We start from the raw sequence: 19,050 nt of genomic DNA, 5'->3' as shown, positions 1-19,050 counted from the left end.
ATGTTTGGAGAACCGGCGATTCAGAGCTTGCTGGATACCGACTTTTATAAGCTCACGATGCAGCAGGCCTATTTGCATCAACAACCCGCCACTCAGTCCCGCTGGACGTTTCGCTGTCGCAGCAATGAGGACTTGAGTGCCTACGTAAAACCACTGCAGCAAGCATTTGAGCAATTGGCCGAATGCAGTGCCTCAGAAGAACAGTTAGCGCATCTTGGCAAGTATCCGTTTTTGAAAGCCGATTATCTGGAATTTTTGCGGTTGTACCGTTTTAATCCGAAGTTCCTCAAGGTCAATGCCATCGACGGTCAACTGGTGATTGAAGCGCATGGGCCGCTGATGCATGTATCGCCCATGGAGATCCCGGTATTGGCGCTAGTGTCGGAGATCCGTAATCGCACTCGCTATCCGGAAGTTGACTGCGAGGTGATCGCCGCCACCACCAGCAAGAAAATTGCGATGCTGGAGCGGTTGGGTGATGAGGTGGATCTCAGCGACTTTCTATTTACTGACTTTGGTACTCGCCGTCGCTTTAGTTTTCGGGCGCAAAAGCAGATCCTCTCCCAGTTGCAGCAGCAGTTGCCCAACAACTTTGTCGGTACCTCTAACCCACATTTGGCGCTGGAGCTGAATCTGCGCTGCCAGGGAACGATGGCACATGAGTGGTTACAGAGCCATCAGGCCATGAATTATCGGCTGGTGGACAGTCAGAAAATGGCATTGGAAAACTGGGTTAAGGAATATCGTGGCGATTTGGGGGTGGCGTTGACCGATGTCATCGGGGTGGATGCCTTTTGTCGCGACCTCGATCGCTATCTTGCAAAACTGTACGACGGTTTCCGCCATGACAGCGGTGATCCTATCGTTTGGGGGGAGAAAATCATCCAGCGGTTGGAAGCGCTAGATGTGGATCCGCAGTACAAGCGGCTAGTTTTTTCCGATGCACTGGACTTCGACCGCGCGGTGAAAATCTACCGTCACTTCCGGGGGCGTATTAACACCTCCTTTGGTATCGGCACTTGGCTGATGGGGGATATGTTTGTCAACGAGCCCATCAATATCGTGATGAAATTGACCCAGCTCAATGGTCAACCGGTAGCAAAAATCTCCGACACACCCGGGAAAACCATGTGTGACGACGAGAATTTCCTGCGTTATCTGATGCAGGTTTTCAAAGTGGATGAAGCGTCACAGGCCAAAGTTCTGGCACAGTTTTTTGAGCAGGACAAGCTGATAGACGACCGCGACCCTGTGTATACCGAAGGTAAAAGTAGCTGATACCAAAGCCCGCAGAAGCGGGCTTTTTACTTGGAGCTTCATTCAGTTACTTGATAAAGGCGAAAGCATCGCCATAGAGGTGTTCTTCATCTACGCCCATTTCACGGAACATTTCGCGGGCGGCACCAACCATCGGAAAACGGCCAGCGATGTAGATGTCGTAGCCGTGCAGACTGACGAAGTCCTGACGGATCTGTGTCAGCAACAGATTAGTTTTACCTGACCAGTCGGTGCTGGCTTGCTCGACAACAGGCACAAAGTGTAACCAAGGATACTGCTGCTGCCATTCCTGGGCGATACTCTGGTAATACATGGCGTCTGGTGTACGGCAACCCCAATAGAAACTGGTTTGCAGTTGCTGCCCCAGCGCGATTTGCTGCTCGATAATACTTTTGATATAGGAAAAACCGGTGCCACCGGCAATGAGCAGTCTAGGACGGTTGCTCTGATGGCGCAGAAATGCCTCGCCAGCAGGCGCTTCAACCTCGATTGTCTCGTTGGTTTTCAGTCGCTCAACTACCTGCATCGGGTAGCTCTCACTGACGGCGGCACCAATATGCAGCTCCAGCAGTTCGCTGCCTGGGGCCGACGCGATAGAAAAGGGCCGTTTATCTTTTTCGCCCATTACAATACTCAGATATTGTCCTGCAGCGAATGCCAGTGGGGTTTCAGGCCGCAACAGCACTTGATACACGGCGTCATTAAAGGGGGTCACTTTTTCAATTTTGCAGCGAATGCTGTCCATCGGTTTACCTTTATCTGCCGGACGATGCCGGTTTGTCACAGTTACAGCGTGGGTGAGTCATCAATGCCCAACTGCTCCCAAATACGGTCAATTTTCTGTTTTACTGCCGCATCCATTTGGATAGGCGTGCCCCATTCACGTTGGGTTTCGCCGGGCCATTTATTGGTGGCATCCAGACCCATTTTGGAACCGAGGCCGGAAACTGGCGACGCAAAATCCAAGTAATCAATCGGGGTGTTGTCGACCAATACGGTATCGCGGATAGGGTCCATGCGGGTAGTGATGGCCCAGATCACATCTTTCCAGTCGCGGCAGTTAATATCGTCGTCTACCACCACAATAAATTTGGTATACATAAACTGGCGCAGGAACGACCAAGCGCCCATCATCACCCGTTTGGCATGCCCTGGATATTGCTTGCGCATGGAAATCACCGCCATGCGATAGGAACAGCCTTCTGGGGGCAGATAAAAATCGACAATTTCCGGGTACTGTTTGCGCAGAATAGGCACAAACACCTCGTTTAATGCCAACCCCAGCATTGCTGGTTCATCGGGTGGTCGGCCAGTATAGGTGCTGTGATAAATCGGGTCTCGACGATGAGTAATATGGGTGACGGTAAATACCGGAAACGTGTCGGTCTCGTTGTAATAACCGGTGTGATCGCCATAAGGCCCTTCAACCGCAGTTTCCTGCGGATCAATATAGCCTTCCAGTATGATTTCGCTGGTGGCAGGCACTTCCAGATCGCAACTCAGCGCTTTGGTCACTTCGGTGCGCTCACCCCGTAGCAAGCCCGCAAAAGCGTATTCGCTCATGGTGTCTGGTACTGGGGTAACAGCCCCCAGAATAGTGACCGGATCGGCACCTAACGCCACCACCACCGGGTATTTTTCTCCGGGGAATTTTTCGGTGAAATCTTTAAAATCCAGCGCACCACCGCGGTGTGACAACCAACGCATGATCAGCTTATTTTTACCGAGCAATTGCTGGCGGTAGATACCGATATTCTGTCGCTTTTGCCGTGGGCCTTGGGTAATGGTTAATCCCCAAGTCACTAATGGCGCCGCATCTCCGGGCCAACAATGCTGTATTGGCAGTTGCGTCAGATCGACCTGATCACCACTGAGTACAACTTCCTGACAGGGTGCTTTGCGCACTGATTTGGCTGGCATATTCAGTGCTTGTTTGAATAGCGGTAACTTTTCCAGTGCATCACGAAAGCCACGCGGGGGTTCCGGCTCTTTTAAAAAGCCTAAGAGTTCTCCCACTTCCCGCAATGCTAGCGGATCTTCTTTTCCCAATGCCATTGCCACCCGTCTTGGTGTGCCAAACAGGTTCAGTAATACGGGCATGGACTTGCCAACAGGGTTTTCAAATAGCAGTGCTGGCCCACCGCGGCGTAGCACTCGGTCCGCGATCTCGGTCATTTCAAGATATGGATCAACCGGATGGCTGATGCGTTTCAGTTCACCTTGTTGTTCAAGATGATCGAGGAAACTGCGTAAATCCTTAAAACTCATATGGAATTAGACCCAGCACGGTAAAAATGTGATGGCGCGCACTATAGCATTTTTCTGCTGGCTAGGTAACTGGTGCGCTAAAAAGCGCCAATCTTCCGGTTAAGGATAAGTGCATCAATGTCGCGACTGGAGTAGCATATTATTTAAGCATCAAGGTTGTAGGAGGGGTTTATGTCAACAATTCATTTGGGTACGCGCCGTTTGGGCTTACTGCTGTGTGTTGTCTTGGTGGCCTGTTTTAGTACGTCGGCTGCGGCAGGGCACAGACCTCGCCCCCCACATTATCACCATTACCATCATCACAATGATTGGGGCTGGAATCTGGGGCTGACAGCTTTATGGTTGAGCCCTTGGGTCTGGGACAGCTATCGCTGGGATCAGCCACGTTATATTGCGCCTGTGGCGCAGCCAGTAATTTCCGCTTCTCCTGCGGTGATAACCACGGTGCCTGAACAAGTGACGACCCGTTATCAGGTCGTGAATGTTGGTCCTCAAGGCCGCAGCGAGCTACCCGCTAACGCCAAAGTTATTCAGCAGGATGGACGCACTTTATACCAGTGGCAGGGGCAACTTTATCGCTTTGATTGGAGTATTCAGCAGTATGTGCCAGTCACTAGCGCCACGGCATCTGAGTGAGCTTATTGGCGGCGGCGATGGTAGGCATCGCCGCAGTTTTACTGTTGTAGATGTTTAATCGCAGCGGCAAGTGCGAAACCGTATCCTTGCGCCCCTAAACCCACAATTACGCCTTGAGCTTTATCGGACAGGTAGGAATGATGGCGGAAAGGCTCGCGGGCGTGGATATTGGACAGATGGATTTCGATAAAAGGCAGGTCCACTCCCAGTAGAGCATCACGTAACGCCACACTGGTATGGGTAAAACCGCCGGGGTTGATCACCACAAACGCCGCATCGGTGGTATGAATTGCATCGATTAACTGAAACTCGGCATTAGACTGCAGGTGTTCCAGTGTAAACCCGGCATCCGATGCTTGTTGCATCAGATCTGTCACAATATCGTTTAATGTCTGATGCCCGTATATTTCGGGTTCCCGCCGCCCCAGCAGATTCAGATTCGGGCCGTTGAGCAACAGTATTTTGGCTTTATCTCTCATGCGATGTCCTTGCAATGGCAATTTATGCCTGTGGTTGATTTCAGCAAATCCCACGTCATTTGTCGACTATCAGACCAAAGTTAACTTGAGATCTTCTGTTGCCGCATGGATTTTATAGCCCCGTGTTTCTTTTTGCTATCGACCCGTTTTATCTGGCTGGAACGGGTCGCCTTGGTGGCAATTCGCTTTTTGCGCACATGAGTGACGCTTAGGATCAGTTCGCAGAATTGTGCTAGCGCCTGCTGGCGATTGTCATCTTGACTGCGGCTTTGCTGGCACTTGATGATGATTTTGCCACTGGCACTGATACGGTGATCACTCAGTTGTAACAGTTTTTGCTGGTAAACTTCTGGCAGCGATGAGGCACGGATATCAAAGATCAGTTGTGCGGCAGTAGAGACTTTATTGACGTGTTGGCCACCGGCACCACTGGCGCGGATAAATTGCCATTCCAATTCTTGCTCAGGGAGTTGCACGCGATTGGAAATTTTAATCATCGTCCCGTTCAGTTCAAAAAGTAATGAATGATCTGTGGCCAGTTTATCACTAATGGTGCGGTGATGCCGATCGCAACCCCCAGCCGTGACTGCTATGATGCCCAGAGTCTTTGTTGCAGGAGCGCTTATGCTGTGTCAAATCCCGGAAATCTCCAAGGGTGTGATCAGTTTGTTTGTCAGTGGTCGTTTAACGGCGCTGGACTATCGCACCAAGCTACAACCTGCCATCAAAAGTGCTCGCGATAACTGGGGCCAAGTGTGTTTGTATATTGAAGCTGATGTGCTGCTGGAAGGCTGGGAGACTAAGTCGCTGTCGGGTATTGGCGAAGTGCAGTTACCCCCATTTGATGCGCTGGTACTGGTTGGCGGCCCTGATTGGGTGGGCAATGCGGTGCGATTGCTGGGGCCGTTTGTGGCGGGTGAGATTGCCTGGTATCCGCTGGAGCGTAAGACCGATGCCATTCAATGGATTCTTAAACGTTCGCAATTAGTTGCGCGTGGATAAGTAGTGTGGAAATATGGCGGGCTCTGGTAAGCTAGCGCCAGGATAACTGTTCAGAACAAGGAAATATTATGTCCAAATTAACCATTGTTACTTTGTCTTTGCTGTTAGCAAGCCTGCTTAGTGCTTGTGCGCCAGAAGTAGGCAGTGAAGCCTGGTGCAAACAGATGAAGGAAAAGCCCTCTGGTGACTGGACGGCTAATGAAGCCAAAGATTACGCCAAACACTGCGTATTCAAGTAAGTTTTCTCCTCTATGATAGTTACCGGCCGTTGGCTTTCCTGGTGTATGGCATTACTGCTGATGCTGCAATTTGCGGTATCAGACGTAGGTACTCACCAGTTGCATGCCGGTAACAGCTACGAAGAAACACTGCAACATACCCATCTACAGATTACCCAGCCAATTGTCGCCGTTGCTGATTGTGAACGTCATGATAGTGAGCCACTTGCGGCTGAAAAATCTGCGTTACATCATCTGCCACATCAGGAGCTGCAACAGCTAGATCTGTGTCTCGATTGCCCTTGTCATGGAGGGCATATCTCGTTGCCGATGCAGCCCTTATTTGCTCATGCTTTGCTGGTTTCCCATTCTGTCATCGCAGAAATGACCCGATATTTGCCAATCGCTTCTGAACCTGCTTATCGCCCTCCGATTGCTGTAACCGTCTGAGCCTTTTGTACTGAATTGGCGTTCATGCCGGACGCTGACTCACCAGACTAATGACAGAACAACCGCAACCATAGGGGAGATGAACTCCTTGCCGCTGCGGTTGCAGGAGTATTTCGTGAGCCTTTCAAAAATTTCAATCAAGTACCAAATACTGGTATTGGTTATCGGCTGTTTACATTCTGCAGCTGACGCCGATGACGGCAGTAATTTGCACACCGAACCGTTACTACAACTAAGTGCCGAACAACAGCAACTGGCAGGTATCCAAGTAATACCTGCTGCTGGTGGTTTCAGTCCTCAATCTGTGGCCAATGCGGTGTTACAGGTCGACCGTGAGCGCACGTTTACATTAACGCCGCAACTGGATGTGATAGTGCTGCAACGTCATGTGGTGCCAGGCCAGCAGGTAATCGCCGGTCAGCGATTATTGACCCTAGGAGGCGTCGATGTGGCAAAAGCCCAGGCTGATTTTATCAACGCCGCGAGTAACTGGCGGCGCATCAACGCTATGAGTACTACGGCAATCAGTGATAGTGAACGGCAGCAAGCGTTGGTGGCAAAGGAACAATGCCGCGCGGTGTTGCAAGCGCTGCAGATGACGGCTGGGCAGATAGCGGCACTGCAAGCCGATCCAACGCTCATCGGCAGTTATCAACTGCTGGCCCCCATTAATGGCCGAGTGCAGCAGGACAATACCCGTTTAGGCGAACTGCAAAGTGCTGGGAATGTGTTGTTGCAACTGACTGATGAATCCTCGCTGTGGGTGATAGCGGAAATGACGCCACAACAGTCTGCTCAACTGGCGCAAGCCAAAAAACTGCTGGTTAAAGTTGATGCGACCATGGTCAGCGCCACCATTATCGGTCGCGCGCATGAGCTTTCCAGCAGTACCCGGACTGAACGTTTGATTGCACAACTCGATAACCGCCAAACGTATTGGCATGCCGGGCAGTTTGCCGAGGTCTTTTTGCCACAGCCCGAACAACCTGGGGTGCTATTACCTGACGCAGCGCTGAGTCGCAGTGAAGACGGTGATTGGCAGGTATTTGTGGCAACTGCTGCAGGATTTCGTGCTCAGGAGGTACAGGTGCGACAACAGCAGCGCGGGATGAATCTGGTAACGGGGATCGCGCCCGGTACGTCAGTCGTAACCGCTGGCGCATTCTTCTTGGCATCAGAACTGGCTAAGTCCGGTTTTGACGTACATAACCACTGAGGGCGGCCATATGTTATTTAACCTCATTCAACAGGCGGTGCGCAATCGTCTGTTACTGTTGCTCGCCTTATTTGCCCTGCTAATTGCGGGTGGAATCGTGGTGCCAACGTTGAATCTAGATGCATTCCCGGATGTATCCAATGTGCAGGTTACCATCAATACCGAGGCTGAAGGATTAGCTGCTGAAGAGGTGGAAAAACTCATCAGTTACCCGGTGGAGTCCAGCATGTACTCACTACCGGATGTGACTGAGGTGCGTTCATTGTCACGCACCGGCCTGTCAGTGGTGACCGTGGTATTTGCCGAAGGCACCGATATTTATTTCGCTAGACAACAGGTATTTGAACAACTGGCGACCGCCAAGAGTTTGATCCCCCAAGGATTGGGAACACCGGAAATCGGCCCCAATACGTCGGGACTCGGGCAGGTGTATCAGTACGTGCTGCGGGCAACGCCGGAAAGTGGTGTCGATGCGGCGCAGCTGCGCAGTCTCAACGACTATCTGGTAAAACTGCTGTTGATGCCGGTCGCCGGCGTTACTGATGTGCTGTCCTTTGGAGGGGAAGTTCGCCAGTATCAAGTGCGGGTCGATCCTAATAAACTGCTGGCATATCACTTGAGTCTGGCGCAATTACAGCAAGCGTTGGAAGACGGCAACCGCAATGCCGGTGGTTGGTTTATGCCGCGCGGTGAAGAGCAATTGGTGGTGCGGGGTTATGGCTTTTTACCCTCTGGAACCGCTGGTTTGGCGGCTATCGCTTCGATTCCGGTGACTGAAAGTGACGGAACCCCCATTACCGTGGCGGATGTGGCAACCGTTGATTTTGGTGGTGAAATTCGCGTAGGTGCGGTCACCATGACCCGTCGCGATGCCAATGGCTCTGCTCAGGCCCTTGGCGAAGTGGTGGCCGGAGTGGTGCTAAAACGTATGGGGGCTAATACCAAGGCCACCATCGACGATTTGGTTGCAAGAGAACAACTGCTTCGTCAGGCGTTGCCACCCGGTGTTAGCTTTGAGGTGTTTTACGATCAGTCTGAGCTGGTCAAGAAAGCGGTAACGACTGTTGCCGATGCATTGTTACTAGCATTTTTATTGATCATCGTGATTCTGGCGCTGTTTTTGGTGAATCTGCGTGCCACCTTGCTGGTACTGATTTCCATTCCTGTATCAATTTTGCTGGCGTTGTTGGTAATGGCGTATTTTGGTGTGTCTGCCAATTTGATGTCGCTTGGAGGATTGGCAATAGCCATTGGCATGCTGGTTGATGGTTCGGTGGTGATGGTCGAAAACATCTTCAAACATCTGTCGCTGCCAGCGCAATCCCCTATGGTGACTCCGCCGGAAAGTCCTGATGACGTGGCCGATGGCATGACCTTACGTATCTTGCTGGCAGCCAAGGAAGTTTGTCGTCCAGTATTTTTTGCCACTGCCATTATTATCGTGGTGTTTGCACCGCTGTTTGCTTTGCAGGGGGTTGAAGGCAAGTTATTTCAGCCGATGGCGATCAGCATTATGTTGGCGATGTTGTCGGCACTGTTGGTAGCTTTATTGGTTGTCCCTGCCATGGCGGTATTGTTATTTCGGCGCCATATCAAGGTACGTTCAAGCCCACTGCTGTCAATACTAACGCCTAGTTATCGCCGGGTATTATCACAAGTGATGCAGCGCCCGAAAGTCACGCTGGCAACCGCTTTGATGATGTTACTGCTATGTCTGACGCTACTACCACGATTGGGCACCGAGTTTGTACCGGAACTGGAGGAGGGGACTATTAACCTGCGGGTGACATTGGCGCCAACGGCCAGTTTAGAGACAGCGCTACAGGTGGCGCCACAACTGGAGAAAATGCTACTGGAATTTCCAGAGGTGGAGTATGCATTGTCGCGCATTGGTGCGCCTGAACTCGGTGGCGACCCAGAGCCAGTCAGCAATATTGAAATCTATATTGGTCTTAAACCTGTGGCTGAATGGCGTTCAGCGGCCGATCGTCAGTCATTACAGCGGCTGATGGAGCAGCGGCTCAATGCCTTTCCAGGACTGCTGCTGACTTTCTCACAACCGATAGCCACACGGGTGGACGAACTGTTGTCCGGCGTCAAATCACAATTAGCGATCAAGTTGTTTGGGCCAGATCTGACAGTGTTGGCCAACAAAGGACAACAATTGGCGGCCTTAGTTGAGCAAGTCCCCGGCGCGGTGGACGTGGCGTTAGAGCAAGTCAGTGGCGAGGCGCAACTGGTAGTGCGCCCCAAACGGGAGTTGTTGGGACGGTATGGTATCAGCGTAGCCGAGATTATGAATGTGGTCAGCACGGGTGTCGGTGGTAGTAGTGCCGGCCAGATCATCGATGGTAATGCGCGCTATGATATCAATCTGCGGCTGGCTGCGGCCTATCGCAGCAGTCTTGATGCACTGGCAGATTTGCCGTTGGCTGCCAGCAATGGCGCGCTGGTGCGACTGGGGGATGTCGCAGATATTCGTGTGGAGATGTCTCCCCCTAACATTCGCCGAGATGATGTGCAGCGGCGGGTGGTAGTGCAAGCCAATGTGGCGGGACGAGACATGGGCTCGGTTGTCGCTGATATCTATGCGTTGGTGCCAAAGGCCCAGTTGCCACCTGGCTACACAGTTGTTGTGGGGGGGCAGTATGAGAATCAGCTGCGGGCGCAACAGCGTTTGGCGTTAGTTGTGCCCTTATCTGTGGTGTTGATTGCATTATTGTTATATTTTTCATTTGGTTGCTTCTGGCAGGTGGGGTTGATCATTGCCAATGTGCCGTTGGCGCTCATTGGTGGCGTGCTGGCGTTATGGGGGAGTAACACTTACTTATCGGTGCCAAGCGCTATTGGTTTCATCACCTTGTTTGGGGTGGCGGTACTCAATGGTGTGGTACTGGTGGATGCTATCAACCAGCGCCGCGAATTAGGTGAATCGCTTCAACAGGCAGTGTTTGAAGGAACCGTTGCGCGATTACGTCCGGTCTTGATGACGGCGATGACATCTGCCTTGGGACTGATACCTATTCTGTTCTCCGTCGGTGTCGGCAGTGAAATTCAAAGACCTTTAGCCATTGTGGTGCTGGGGGGCCTGCTGAGTTCGACCATGCTCACGTTGTTGGTATTGCCAACACTCTATCTGGCGCTTTATCGCTGGCGAGAACGACGTTAACTTCGATAGCGCCGTCAGCCAGTCACTGTGATGGTGGCGGCGCTGCACATGGTAAATTGTCCTTGTCCGTGGTCAAATAGGTAGCTTAGCTACAGGGCGGCATTTATGTGGATAGGCAAGGAAAACAAATGGATATAGCGAGCTGGTTCGACATCAATAATACCTTGGTTAATATCCCCATCGGTGCCGGATATGCCATGTCTTGGATTGAAGCGGTCGGGACCATCTTTGGACTGCTGTGTATCTGGCTGGCCAGCCAGGAAAAAACCATCAATTACCTGTTCGGGTTAATTAATGTCAGTTTGTTCGCGGTGATTTTTTTCCAGATCCAACTTTACGGCCTGTTGCTGCTGCAACTGTTTTTTTTCTGTGCCAATGTTTATGGCTGGTATGCTTGGACACATCCGACCGGGCAACAGGGGCGGCCTTTGCAGGTTCGCTGGCTGGCACGCCAAAAGCTGATATTGACGGTAGTTGCTGTGAGCATGGCGGTGGCTGCATTGGCCGTCTTTATTGATCTGGTATTTTTCAGCTTGGCCCGCTGGAGCGTTGCTGGACTTAATCTGTTGGGCATCACCGTGCCATTACCTGAATTGCAGCCAGATCCGTTCCCAGTGTGGGATGCGATGGTGACCGTGTTATCTGTGGTAGCACAAGTACTGATGACCCGTAAATATGTGGAAAACTGGATTTTATGGGTGCTGATCAACATCATCAGTATCGGTATCTATGCGGCGCAGGGTGTTTATGCCATGGCAATCGAATACACCATTTTGCTGTTTATCGCCGCCAACGGCACCCGTGAATGGATGGCGACAGCGCGCAGCAATGGCAGCGTACATGGCTTTGCCAAAGGAACAACAATATGAGCATACAACCGCATATTCAATTGACTGCTGCGCAGGGGAGTGAACGGGTTATTCTCTGTGGTGATCCAGCTCGGGTAGCAAGAATTGCCGGTTTGCTAACCGATGTTAAACCGCTGGCTAGCAACCGGGAGTTCACCAGTGTCAGTGGTGAATTTCAGGGGTATCAGTTGACCATTTGCAGCACGGGTATTGGGGCCCCTTCCGCCATTATTGCGTTAGAGGAATTGATCAAGTGTGGTGGCAAACGTTTTATCCGCGTGGGCTCTGCTGGTGCGCTGCAATCTCATATCGCATTAGGTGAACTGATTGTGGTCGAAGCTGCCGTGCGTGATGACGGTGGTTCGGTCAGCTATGCTCCTACTGCCTATCCCGCCTTGGCAAATCGAGTACTGGTTAATGGCTTGAGCGATTATCTCAGGCAACATCAGCACCTTCATCATTTGGGGATTGTGCGCTCCCATGACAGTTTTTATACCGATCAAGAGCTGGACATCTGTCGCCGTTGGCATCAGTTGGGAGTGTTGGCTGCCGATATGGAAACTGCCGCCTTGCTGACGGTTGGTCGCATACGCGGCGTTGCTGTCGCTGCGGTACTCAACAATGTGGTGCTTTATGGTGACGCGACGGCAGACGGGGTAAATCAATATGCAGCAGCGGAACCGCTATTAATGCATGGCGAGATGTTGGCCGCGAGAGCGGCACTGGCAGCCTTGTGTAGCTCACAGGTGTAACGCATATTCGGGCCCGTATCTTGTCTGCTCTAGGCTGCTCAATGCAACCATTAGCTGCAGATATACAAGTGTCGGCGGCGCGGGCTGATCTTTCTATATAGGCGCTAACAGATATTCCATGGGGTGGTGGATGCTTGGTAACACCCAGTGGCGTTGGGAGCCAATAATGGTGTTTGCAATAACACCTCATTTTTAGCCTTTTATTATCAATAAGATGTGTTCAAATCGTTCTACCTCTGTGCTTGATGGGAACGCCGCTAGCCGCCCAACGCTTTGTCCTAAAACGAGATGCTTGTGGTTCCGTTGTTCACCGCAACTGGGCGGATATACCTTTCTATTTATTCGAGGTTTTTGAGTCAAAAAACGCCATGTTAAGGCGGTCTTTGCTGTAGTAATGTTTGGCATAAATCACAAAATATTTGAAAGTGTGATATTTGTACGGATTGTTGGTGGGGACGTGATACTTGCTCACCGAAAAATGTTCCGCCGACATGATGCTATCTTGCTACCGTGCAAGCCGGGACCTTAGCCATCTTGGGGACCGGCCACTGACGTAATGGAAGGAGTCTAGGCTATGAGTACACAAAGCTTTTATGATATTAAAGCGGCTGTTGTCCGGGGCAAAGGCAAGCCTTTTGCGCTTGAGAATGCTCGTATTCGTGCGCCCAAAGAGGATGAAGTCCTCGTGAAGATAGTGGCCACTGGGATGTGTCATACCGACATGATAGTGCGTGATCAGTATTACCCCGTACCATTACCCGCGGTGCTTGGTCATGAAGGCGCTGGCGTTGTCACCGCGATTGGTCCCTTGGTTAAAGAGCTGCAAGTCGGCGATCATGTAGTGCTAACCTATGGCTATTGCAGCCATTGTGGACATTGCGGTACTGGTCATGCTGCCTATTGTGATGAGTTTTATCCACGTAATTTCAGTGGTGCTGACCAGCATGGTGATACCGCGATTACAGACGCCGACGGACAAGCACTGCATGATCACTTCTTTGCCCAGTCATCATTTGCTACCTATGCCTTATCACTGGAATCTAATGCAGTGAAAGTCCCAGTCGATGCCCCGCTTGAGTTACTCGGCCCATTGGGGTGTGGTATCCAAACGGGTGCTGGCGCGGTGATTAATTCATTGCAGGTAATTCCCGGCAGCAGTTTTGCTTCTTTTGGCGCAGGTGCCGTAGGCCTGTCAGCGGTGTTAGCCGCTAGAGTTGCCGGTGCAACTACAATCATTGCGGTAGATGTGGTGCCATCCCGTCTAGCACTTGCCAAAGAGTTAGGCGCGACACACGTTATTAATAGCAAAGAGCAGGATCCGGTTGCAGTGATCCGAGAAATCACCGCTGGTGGCGCTAATTATGCACTGGAATCTACCGGTATTCCGGCGGTGTTACGTCAGGGTATCGACAGCCTAGGGCCGTTAGGGGCTATTGGTGTCGTTGGCGCTCCAGCTCTTGGAACAGAAGCTAAGTTTGATGTGAATGAACTTTTGCTGGGCGGAAAGACTATCCGTGGCATAGTGGAGGGTGATTCAACCCCAAAACAGTTTATTCCACAACTGGTGAAGCTTTATCAGCAGGGGCGTTTCCCATTTGACAAGTTGGTGAAATTCTATCCCTTCGAGCAGATTAACCAAGCGGCTGCCGATAGTGAAAAAGGCATCACCCTGAAGCCCATTGTTATGATCGGTGAAATGTAATCCACTACTCGTATAACAGGGAGAACCGCATTTCTCCCTGTTATTTTCTATACTACTGCCAAAGCTGATGGCAGTGTTTATCAATTTATAGTGGCTAATTCGCAGCAGTGAAACAGTGTTATGATGAGCGAAACTGTCCGACACTTTATTACGCTAGGGAAAGGTTATCTCAATAGCCGATGGATACCGCTGCCGGATAGCGGCGTTTAATATTTTCGACTGTGCCATCGGCAATCATTTGCTGTAGTACGTTATCAAAATCATCCGCCAACTGCTGAAAATTCCGTTGCCGGGTGAAGGCCAAATAACTCTCAACGGTTTCCACGGGAGGGTCTAGCACTTTAACGTTGTCCTGTTTTTGTAGCTGACTCACTAATGCCATTCCAACATCATAACTGTTGATCACCATATCAACCCGGCCTGCCAGTAATTTCTTAAAATTGCTGATGAAGTCCCTAGCCTCATCCAATTTGAGCAGTTTTTTTTCACGCACAGCATTATCAAATAGTGGACCGTAAGAAGTCTGGCTGACAACACCTATGCGATAGGGGGCTAGGTCTTCGACAATGCCACTGTATTGCAGCGTTGATTCGTGACGCACAAACAGCACAAAAGTCTGACGGATCAGCGGTTGCTGGGTGTACAACAGTTTCTCTTCTCGGGCTGGTGTTTTTTTCAGAGAAAAATAGCCATCTACATTACCGTTATTTACCAATAACATGCCGCGAGGAACTGGATAGAAGGCTATCACAATGGGTTGTTGTAAGCGTTTGAACGCCTCGCGCACTATGTCTGCTATCACGCCTTTAGCCTGATGATCCTCTTCATAGATAAACGGTGGGTAGTTAAGGGTGGCAAAACGCAGTGGTGGCAGCGGCAACGCTGATGATATCGATGGCAATAGCGCCAACGACATCAATATCGTTACTACACAGACTCGCAAGGAATACATGGGTAAATCCCCTCAGTTTTGATGACATATCCGTGGGCATGATTCCTTTCATCATGAGTGTAAGCGCTTTTAGCTACATTGCTGCACTATCAATAATTATAGACGAACATTAAAAGCACAAAAGACCGGCATCGGCCGGTCTTGTGAACTGCAACACAATGGCAAATCAAAAAGTATAGCGGCCTTCAACAAAGTAATAGCCACCGTTGAAGCCAAAAGGTGTATTGGTCAACGGATAGACAAAGATACCGTTAAAATTGTTGTCGGCTGGGCGCTTCTGCGGATATGTATCAAACAGGTTCTGTGCGCCCACCGTGACGGTAAAGTTGTCAGTGGCTTGGTATGCAACAGACAGATCGACAGTCGTTTTTCCTTGGTACTCTACATCTTCAGTACTGTAGGTAATGGTATAAGGGCCGAAATAACTCAAGCGCAGGTTGGTAGTGAAATCTCCCAGATGATGCGTGAACCCCAAGCTGCCGGTATGGTGCGATGTTGAGTCTGTCATACGTACTTGTTCAATATGATCAAACAGTTGCTCCTGCAAACCATTGAGAATTGTCGGCAGATGGATATCCTGAATTTCAGTATTGTTGTAGGCATACGCTAGGTTAGTCTGTAAATCCCCCATGCTGCCCAGATCGAAACGTTGGCTGATAACTAGGTCAACACCGCGGGTACGAGTATCTACGGCGTTGATGAAAAAGCGCGCAGATTCAGCGTTTGTGCCAGCCAGTGCCTGTGCCACTACATCGGAATCGGCAGGGGTTAGTGAACTGGAAAGCACGATACGATCATCAATATTAATCTGATAACTATCCAGTGTGACTGTCAGGCCATTATCCCCGGTGTAAACCAGCCCAAGACTATATGAAGTAGACTCTTCAGGTCGCAGTTTCCCTACCTGTAACGCCTGAGTGACAGAAGACAGATTGTTGAAGGTGCCTGATTCGGTGGGCACCAGATCTCCTGTTACTGGATCAGGGTTGAACAATGTAGAGATGTTGGTGAAATACAGCTGTTGCACACTGGGAGCGCGAAAACCGGTGTTAGCGGTGGCGCGCACGGCAAAGTGCTCCGTAAAATCATAACGCGTTGCCAGTTTCCAGCTGATTTTATCGCCAAAATCAGAATAATCTTCATACCGTGCAGCGGCAGACCAGTAAAAATCTTCAGTCAGTTGGTTTTCTAATTCCGCATAGATAGCGGTGTTGTGGCGTTGTTCATCGACCGCTGACTCCGGGGTAAAACCGCTGAATCCCTGACTGCCACCGGGTTTACCTTGGTAGTCGCCGGTAGCATATGAAGCTTCCTCACCGGCCTGGATCTGGTAACCGTTCTGTCGCCAGGCGGCACCAAGCGCCAGCATAATTTCTGAATCATTGAAGAAGTCAAAATACCGCGAACCGTCCAGCGTCAGATCATATTCGTCAGTCGCTAAAGTGCCGGCATCAAAGGTGGTTGGACTGGTTGTGCCAAGCGAGGCATTAATGGAGTTTTCCACACGGTAATTAAAGCTGTTCTTGCCATAGCCCGCAGAGCTATCCAGATGCCACTTGCCCCAATCAAACTCATAACCCAGCAGCGCCGAGTAATCTTTGATTTTAGGGGCAAGCTCCGGTAAAAAGCCGTCTGGATAGACTTCCAGCACATTGCGACTATCCAAGGCTCTGCGATAGAAAGCCCCAGATTTGGTTTCACGCTGACTGTAACCGGCATATCCATATAGCTTGCCACTGTCCCCGAAATACTGGGCGGCATTGGCGAACAGTGAAACGTTGTCGTATTCGGCATCGCCAACCTGATGATTTTTACGGTTGAAGGTGGCTTCCCGTGGATCTTCACTACCATCTGGCCGTAATGGATATTGCTGGCGAGGGTCTAAGCCCGCACGGTTGGTACTGTTTTTGTGCTGGGCTTCCAGCGATACATTCACAAAACCATCCCGACTGAAACTGATCCCCTTATTGGCCCCAACACGCCATTGTTCACCATCGCCCTGATAAGTCTGGCCTAACTGGGTGGTGAGCGTGCCACCTTCACGGGCGTCTTTCAGCACCACGTTGATCACACCGGCGATGGCATCAGATCCATATTGAGCGGAGGCACCATCGCGTAAAATCTCAATCCGCTTAATAGCGGACATGGGAATGGTATTGAGATCCACGTTAGAAGCGCCTTTGCCTACGGTGCCAGAAAGATGCACTAGTGCTGAACTGTGGTAACGCTTGCCATTGACCAATACTAGCGTGTGATCTGGCGATAGACCGCGCAGATTCGCAGGTCTCACTGCATCAGAACCATCGGTGACGGCAGAAAATGGGAAACTATAACTAGGCGCTGCAAATTGCAGTGCTCTAGCGGTTTCGGTAAGCCCTGTGGCTTGTAGTTGATCGGCGGTGATAATATCTACTGGTGCGACACTGTCGGTAGCTGAGCGCAACGCGATACGGGAACCTACCACTGAGATTTTTTCGATACTGCTGTTGTTGGTGTCATCTGCGGCGCTTACCGCAGGCACTACTAGTTGGCCGGCAATGGCCAATGCGACTAAGTTATAACCTTTCATATTATGTAACTTCTTAATACTCCCCATATTTTGTGCGCAAGCTTACCACTGCACCAATGTGGGGCGGTATACGGAATGGTGATAAATCAGAGCATATGATTATAAAAACATGGAAATTAAATTCTAAAAAGATATATGAATTGTGTGGGTATACATGAATTATCTTTAATAAATAATCGTTTCTAAATAATAGTGATTATCCTTAAAGATAACTGACTAAGATGCATAGCTTGCAGGATTTATGACTAGCGGCTTATCGGCCATTCTTAACGAATGGTTTGCAGGAGTACATATGATGAAAGTTATAGTGGCAATGATACTGGTAGCAGGTGCTCTAGGACTGTATGTGCCATCAGCGATGGCAGCAACCCTTGAACAAACATCCTTTGACTGCAATTTGGTGTCGGCGAAAAGTTCCGATGTTAAAAAATGGGTATGCGGTCATGCTGAGTTAGCTCAGTTGGATCGTAAACTCGCCTACATTTACCAGCAAGTGCAGGCCAAGACAGCACTGCAAGACTTGCCATTACTTGACAGTAACCAACAGCAATGGGCTCGCGAGCGGGATGCCTGCATGACACAATCTCAGGCCGAAATGTGTGGCCAAACGCGGTATCAACAGCGGATCGCTACATTACAAGCACGCTATCAATTAGTGCCGTCACAAGGGCCGTTTACTTATGTCTGTGATAATGTCCCGTCCACGTGGTTGGTAGCACAGTTCTTCGATACTGAACCTAATGTGGTTCGCGCCAAAGTTGGCAATGATGAGGCACTCATGTATCAAGTGCCCAGCGCGAGCGGTGCTAAATACCAGGATGCAGAGCATCTGTTATGGGAACATGCCGGTGAGCTGACGTTACGTTGGGGTAAACAGGCAGCAGAAACCCGTTGTCACCAAAAAGCGGATGGCATAAATTGATAACCATTGCAGCTTAAATTAAAAACAGCGTATAACACGCTGTTTTTTTAGTTAATCTTCGATTCTTACTTTAATAACCACTTTGCGGACGCTGGACTCACCATCGAGGTGGCAGCAGGGCATATGGGCATCATCGGGGAAGAACAGTGCAAACATGCCACTGCGTAAACCCACATAGCTGGCACTGGCTTGGTTTAGCGGATAACTGTATTCTTCAAAATCGCGGTTGTTGTCATAGTTGGTGCACGGGATCTGTTGCTTTGGCCGTGGCAGATAACCAAACTCCTCTTCACCACTGACAATATATTGCACATCAATATATTTACGATGTACTTCAAAAGGTTCAGTACCTCGCTCGACTGTGGTGTAGTCACTAATAATGGCAAACAGCGCCTTGCCTTCAAGCTCGTACGCCCCCTTTTCAAGCTGACTGAAGTCCGTTGATGCCAGATATTCCAGCGCGGCGGCAATTCGTGGATGTAGTGCGCTATATAGCGCGCGGTTGGTAAGGGTGTCGATAATCATCATGGTCTCCTGAGCGAAAGCGCGCTCAGTATATCCTTGCCGCAATATAAAGTGCATGGTGACG

At 50.3% G+C, this 19,050-nt stretch carries 18 protein-coding genes; 11 read left to right on the top strand and 7 right to left on the bottom strand.

What is annotated here, in order from left to right:
- A complete protein-coding gene (pncB, locus tag IE064_RS04460; protein ID WP_189616794.1) occupies positions 1-1,278 on the top strand; it encodes a nicotinate phosphoribosyltransferase in 1,278 nt (425 codons plus the stop codon).
- A 46-nt stretch (positions 1,279-1,324) separates the two neighbouring features.
- Here pncB and fre read toward each other — a convergent pair whose 3' ends face one another.
- Both fre and ubiD read right to left on the bottom strand, forming a co-directional pair.
- Positions 1,325-2,023 (bottom strand): NAD(P)H-flavin reductase, encoded by a 699-nt coding sequence (gene fre, locus IE064_RS04455; RefSeq protein WP_189616792.1) that lies wholly within the window; start codon positions 2,021-2,023, stop codon positions 1,325-1,327.
- 41 nt (positions 2,024-2,064) lie between these two features.
- Positions 2,065-3,546 carry a 4-hydroxy-3-polyprenylbenzoate decarboxylase gene (gene ubiD / locus IE064_RS04450; protein ID WP_189616790.1) on the bottom strand — a complete coding sequence of 494 codons (1,482 nt, stop codon included), beginning with the start codon at positions 3,544-3,546 and terminating at the stop codon, positions 2,065-2,067.
- 171 nt (positions 3,547-3,717) lie between these two features.
- On the opposite strand from ubiD, the gene IE064_RS04445 reads away from it, so the two are divergent.
- Positions 3,718-4,182 (top strand): hypothetical protein, encoded by a 465-nt coding sequence (locus IE064_RS04445; RefSeq protein WP_189616788.1) that lies wholly within the window; start codon positions 3,718-3,720, stop codon positions 4,180-4,182.
- Positions 4,183-4,220: 38 nt separating this feature from the next.
- On the opposite strand, the gene aroQ is transcribed toward IE064_RS04445, so the two are convergent.
- Together aroQ and arfB are read right to left on the bottom strand one after the other, a co-directional pair.
- Complete coding sequence (gene aroQ / locus IE064_RS04440; RefSeq protein ID WP_133038487.1) at positions 4,221-4,661, bottom strand: type II 3-dehydroquinate dehydratase; 441 nt, start codon at positions 4,659-4,661, stop codon at positions 4,221-4,223.
- Between the two features lie 80 nt (positions 4,662-4,741).
- Positions 4,742-5,158, bottom strand: coding sequence for an alternative ribosome rescue aminoacyl-tRNA hydrolase ArfB (gene arfB, locus IE064_RS04435; protein ID WP_189616786.1), 417 nt, complete (start codon positions 5,156-5,158; stop codon positions 4,742-4,744).
- Between the two features lie 127 nt (positions 5,159-5,285).
- Between arfB and IE064_RS04430 the strand changes: the two genes are divergently transcribed.
- From IE064_RS04430 to IE064_RS04395, 8 genes are all read left to right on the top strand, one after another.
- Complete coding sequence (locus IE064_RS04430; RefSeq protein WP_189616784.1) at positions 5,286-5,663, top strand: SpoIIAA family protein; 378 nt, start codon at positions 5,286-5,288, stop codon at positions 5,661-5,663.
- Positions 5,664-5,731: 68 nt separating this feature from the next.
- A complete protein-coding gene (locus IE064_RS04425) occupies positions 5,732-5,902 on the top strand; it encodes a DUF3012 domain-containing protein (protein ID WP_189616782.1) in 171 nt (56 codons plus the stop codon).
- 45 nt (positions 5,903-5,947) lie between these two features.
- Entirely contained in the window at positions 5,948-6,331 is a 384-nt protein-coding gene (locus IE064_RS04420; RefSeq protein WP_189616780.1) for a hypothetical protein, read from the top strand.
- A gap of 115 nt (positions 6,332-6,446) precedes the next feature.
- Positions 6,447-7,547, top strand: coding sequence for an efflux RND transporter periplasmic adaptor subunit (locus tag IE064_RS04415; protein WP_189616778.1), 1,101 nt, complete (start codon positions 6,447-6,449; stop codon positions 7,545-7,547).
- 10 nt (positions 7,548-7,557) lie between these two features.
- Complete coding sequence (locus tag IE064_RS04410) at positions 7,558-10,716, top strand: efflux RND transporter permease subunit (RefSeq protein ID WP_189616776.1); 3,159 nt, start codon at positions 7,558-7,560, stop codon at positions 10,714-10,716.
- Positions 10,717-10,844: 128 nt separating this feature from the next.
- Entirely contained in the window at positions 10,845-11,585 is a 741-nt protein-coding gene (pnuC, locus tag IE064_RS04405; protein ID WP_189616774.1) for a nicotinamide riboside transporter PnuC, read from the top strand.
- Positions 11,582-12,316 carry a nucleoside phosphorylase gene (locus IE064_RS04400; protein WP_189616772.1) on the top strand — a complete coding sequence of 245 codons (735 nt, stop codon included), beginning with the start codon at positions 11,582-11,584 and terminating at the stop codon, positions 12,314-12,316. Before pnuC ends, IE064_RS04400 begins: the two co-directional genes overlap by 4 nt.
- Before the next feature lie 574 nt (positions 12,317-12,890).
- A complete protein-coding gene (locus IE064_RS04395) occupies positions 12,891-14,018 on the top strand; it encodes an NAD(P)-dependent alcohol dehydrogenase (protein WP_189616770.1) in 1,128 nt (375 codons plus the stop codon).
- A gap of 169 nt (positions 14,019-14,187) precedes the next feature.
- Here the strand turns inward: IE064_RS04395 and IE064_RS04390 are convergent, their stop codons facing one another.
- Complete coding sequence (locus IE064_RS04390; protein ID WP_189616768.1) at positions 14,188-14,970, bottom strand: substrate-binding periplasmic protein; 783 nt, start codon at positions 14,968-14,970, stop codon at positions 14,188-14,190.
- A 166-nt stretch (positions 14,971-15,136) separates the two neighbouring features.
- Complete coding sequence (locus tag IE064_RS04385) at positions 15,137-17,539, bottom strand: TonB-dependent receptor plug domain-containing protein (RefSeq protein WP_189616766.1); 2,403 nt, start codon at positions 17,537-17,539, stop codon at positions 15,137-15,139.
- 292 nt (positions 17,540-17,831) lie between these two features.
- Between IE064_RS04385 and IE064_RS04380 the strand changes: the two genes are divergently transcribed.
- Entirely contained in the window at positions 17,832-18,461 is a 630-nt protein-coding gene (locus tag IE064_RS04380) for an MliC family protein (protein WP_189616764.1), read from the top strand.
- Between the two features lie 51 nt (positions 18,462-18,512).
- Here the strand turns inward: IE064_RS04380 and IE064_RS04375 are convergent, their stop codons facing one another.
- On the bottom strand, positions 18,513-18,986 hold the full coding sequence (locus IE064_RS04375) for a NanQ anomerase/TabA/YiaL family protein (protein WP_189616896.1): 474 nt from the start codon (positions 18,984-18,986) through the stop codon (positions 18,513-18,515).
- Positions 18,987-19,050 lie beyond the last annotated feature (64 nt).

Source organism: Shewanella fodinae (assembly GCF_014651955.1).
Classification (GTDB): Bacteria; Pseudomonadota; Gammaproteobacteria; order Enterobacterales; family Shewanellaceae; genus Shewanella; species Shewanella fodinae.
The sequence above is the reverse complement of the archived record's forward strand: the minus strand, read 5'-3'. Positions and strand labels throughout refer to the sequence as shown.

Bases quoted from the DNA above. Each gene is read 5' to 3' on its own strand.
- pncB (WP_189616794.1), top strand. From the start codon at position 1: ATGTTTGGAGAACCGGCGATTCAGAGCTTGCTGGATACCGACTTTTAT.
- fre (WP_189616792.1), bottom strand. From the start codon at position 2,023: ATGGACAGCATTCGCTGCAAAATTGAAAAAGTGACCCCCTTTAATGAC.
- ubiD (WP_189616790.1), bottom strand. From the start codon at position 3,546: ATGAGTTTTAAGGATTTACGCAGTTTCCTCGATCATCTTGAACAACAA.
- IE064_RS04445 (WP_189616788.1), top strand. From the start codon at position 3,718: ATGTCAACAATTCATTTGGGTACGCGCCGTTTGGGCTTACTGCTGTGT.
- aroQ (WP_133038487.1), bottom strand. From the start codon at position 4,661: ATGAGAGATAAAGCCAAAATACTGTTGCTCAACGGCCCGAATCTGAAT.
- arfB (WP_189616786.1), bottom strand. From the start codon at position 5,158: ATGATTAAAATTTCCAATCGCGTGCAACTCCCTGAGCAAGAATTGGAA.
- IE064_RS04430 (WP_189616784.1), top strand. From the start codon at position 5,286: ATGCTGTGTCAAATCCCGGAAATCTCCAAGGGTGTGATCAGTTTGTTT.
- IE064_RS04425 (WP_189616782.1), top strand. From the start codon at position 5,732: ATGTCCAAATTAACCATTGTTACTTTGTCTTTGCTGTTAGCAAGCCTG.
- IE064_RS04420 (WP_189616780.1), top strand. From the start codon at position 5,948: ATGGCATTACTGCTGATGCTGCAATTTGCGGTATCAGACGTAGGTACT.
- IE064_RS04410 (WP_189616776.1), top strand. From the start codon at position 7,558: ATGTTATTTAACCTCATTCAACAGGCGGTGCGCAATCGTCTGTTACTG.
- pnuC (WP_189616774.1), top strand. From the start codon at position 10,845: ATGGATATAGCGAGCTGGTTCGACATCAATAATACCTTGGTTAATATC.
- IE064_RS04400 (WP_189616772.1), top strand. From the start codon at position 11,582: ATGAGCATACAACCGCATATTCAATTGACTGCTGCGCAGGGGAGTGAA.
- IE064_RS04395 (WP_189616770.1), top strand. From the start codon at position 12,891: ATGAGTACACAAAGCTTTTATGATATTAAAGCGGCTGTTGTCCGGGGC.
- IE064_RS04390 (WP_189616768.1), bottom strand. From the start codon at position 14,970: ATGTATTCCTTGCGAGTCTGTGTAGTAACGATATTGATGTCGTTGGCG.
- IE064_RS04385 (WP_189616766.1), bottom strand. From the start codon at position 17,539: ATGAAAGGTTATAACTTAGTCGCATTGGCCATTGCCGGCCAACTAGTA.
- IE064_RS04380 (WP_189616764.1), top strand. From the start codon at position 17,832: ATGATGAAAGTTATAGTGGCAATGATACTGGTAGCAGGTGCTCTAGGA.
- IE064_RS04375 (WP_189616896.1), bottom strand. From the start codon at position 18,986: ATGATTATCGACACCCTTACCAACCGCGCGCTATATAGCGCACTACAT.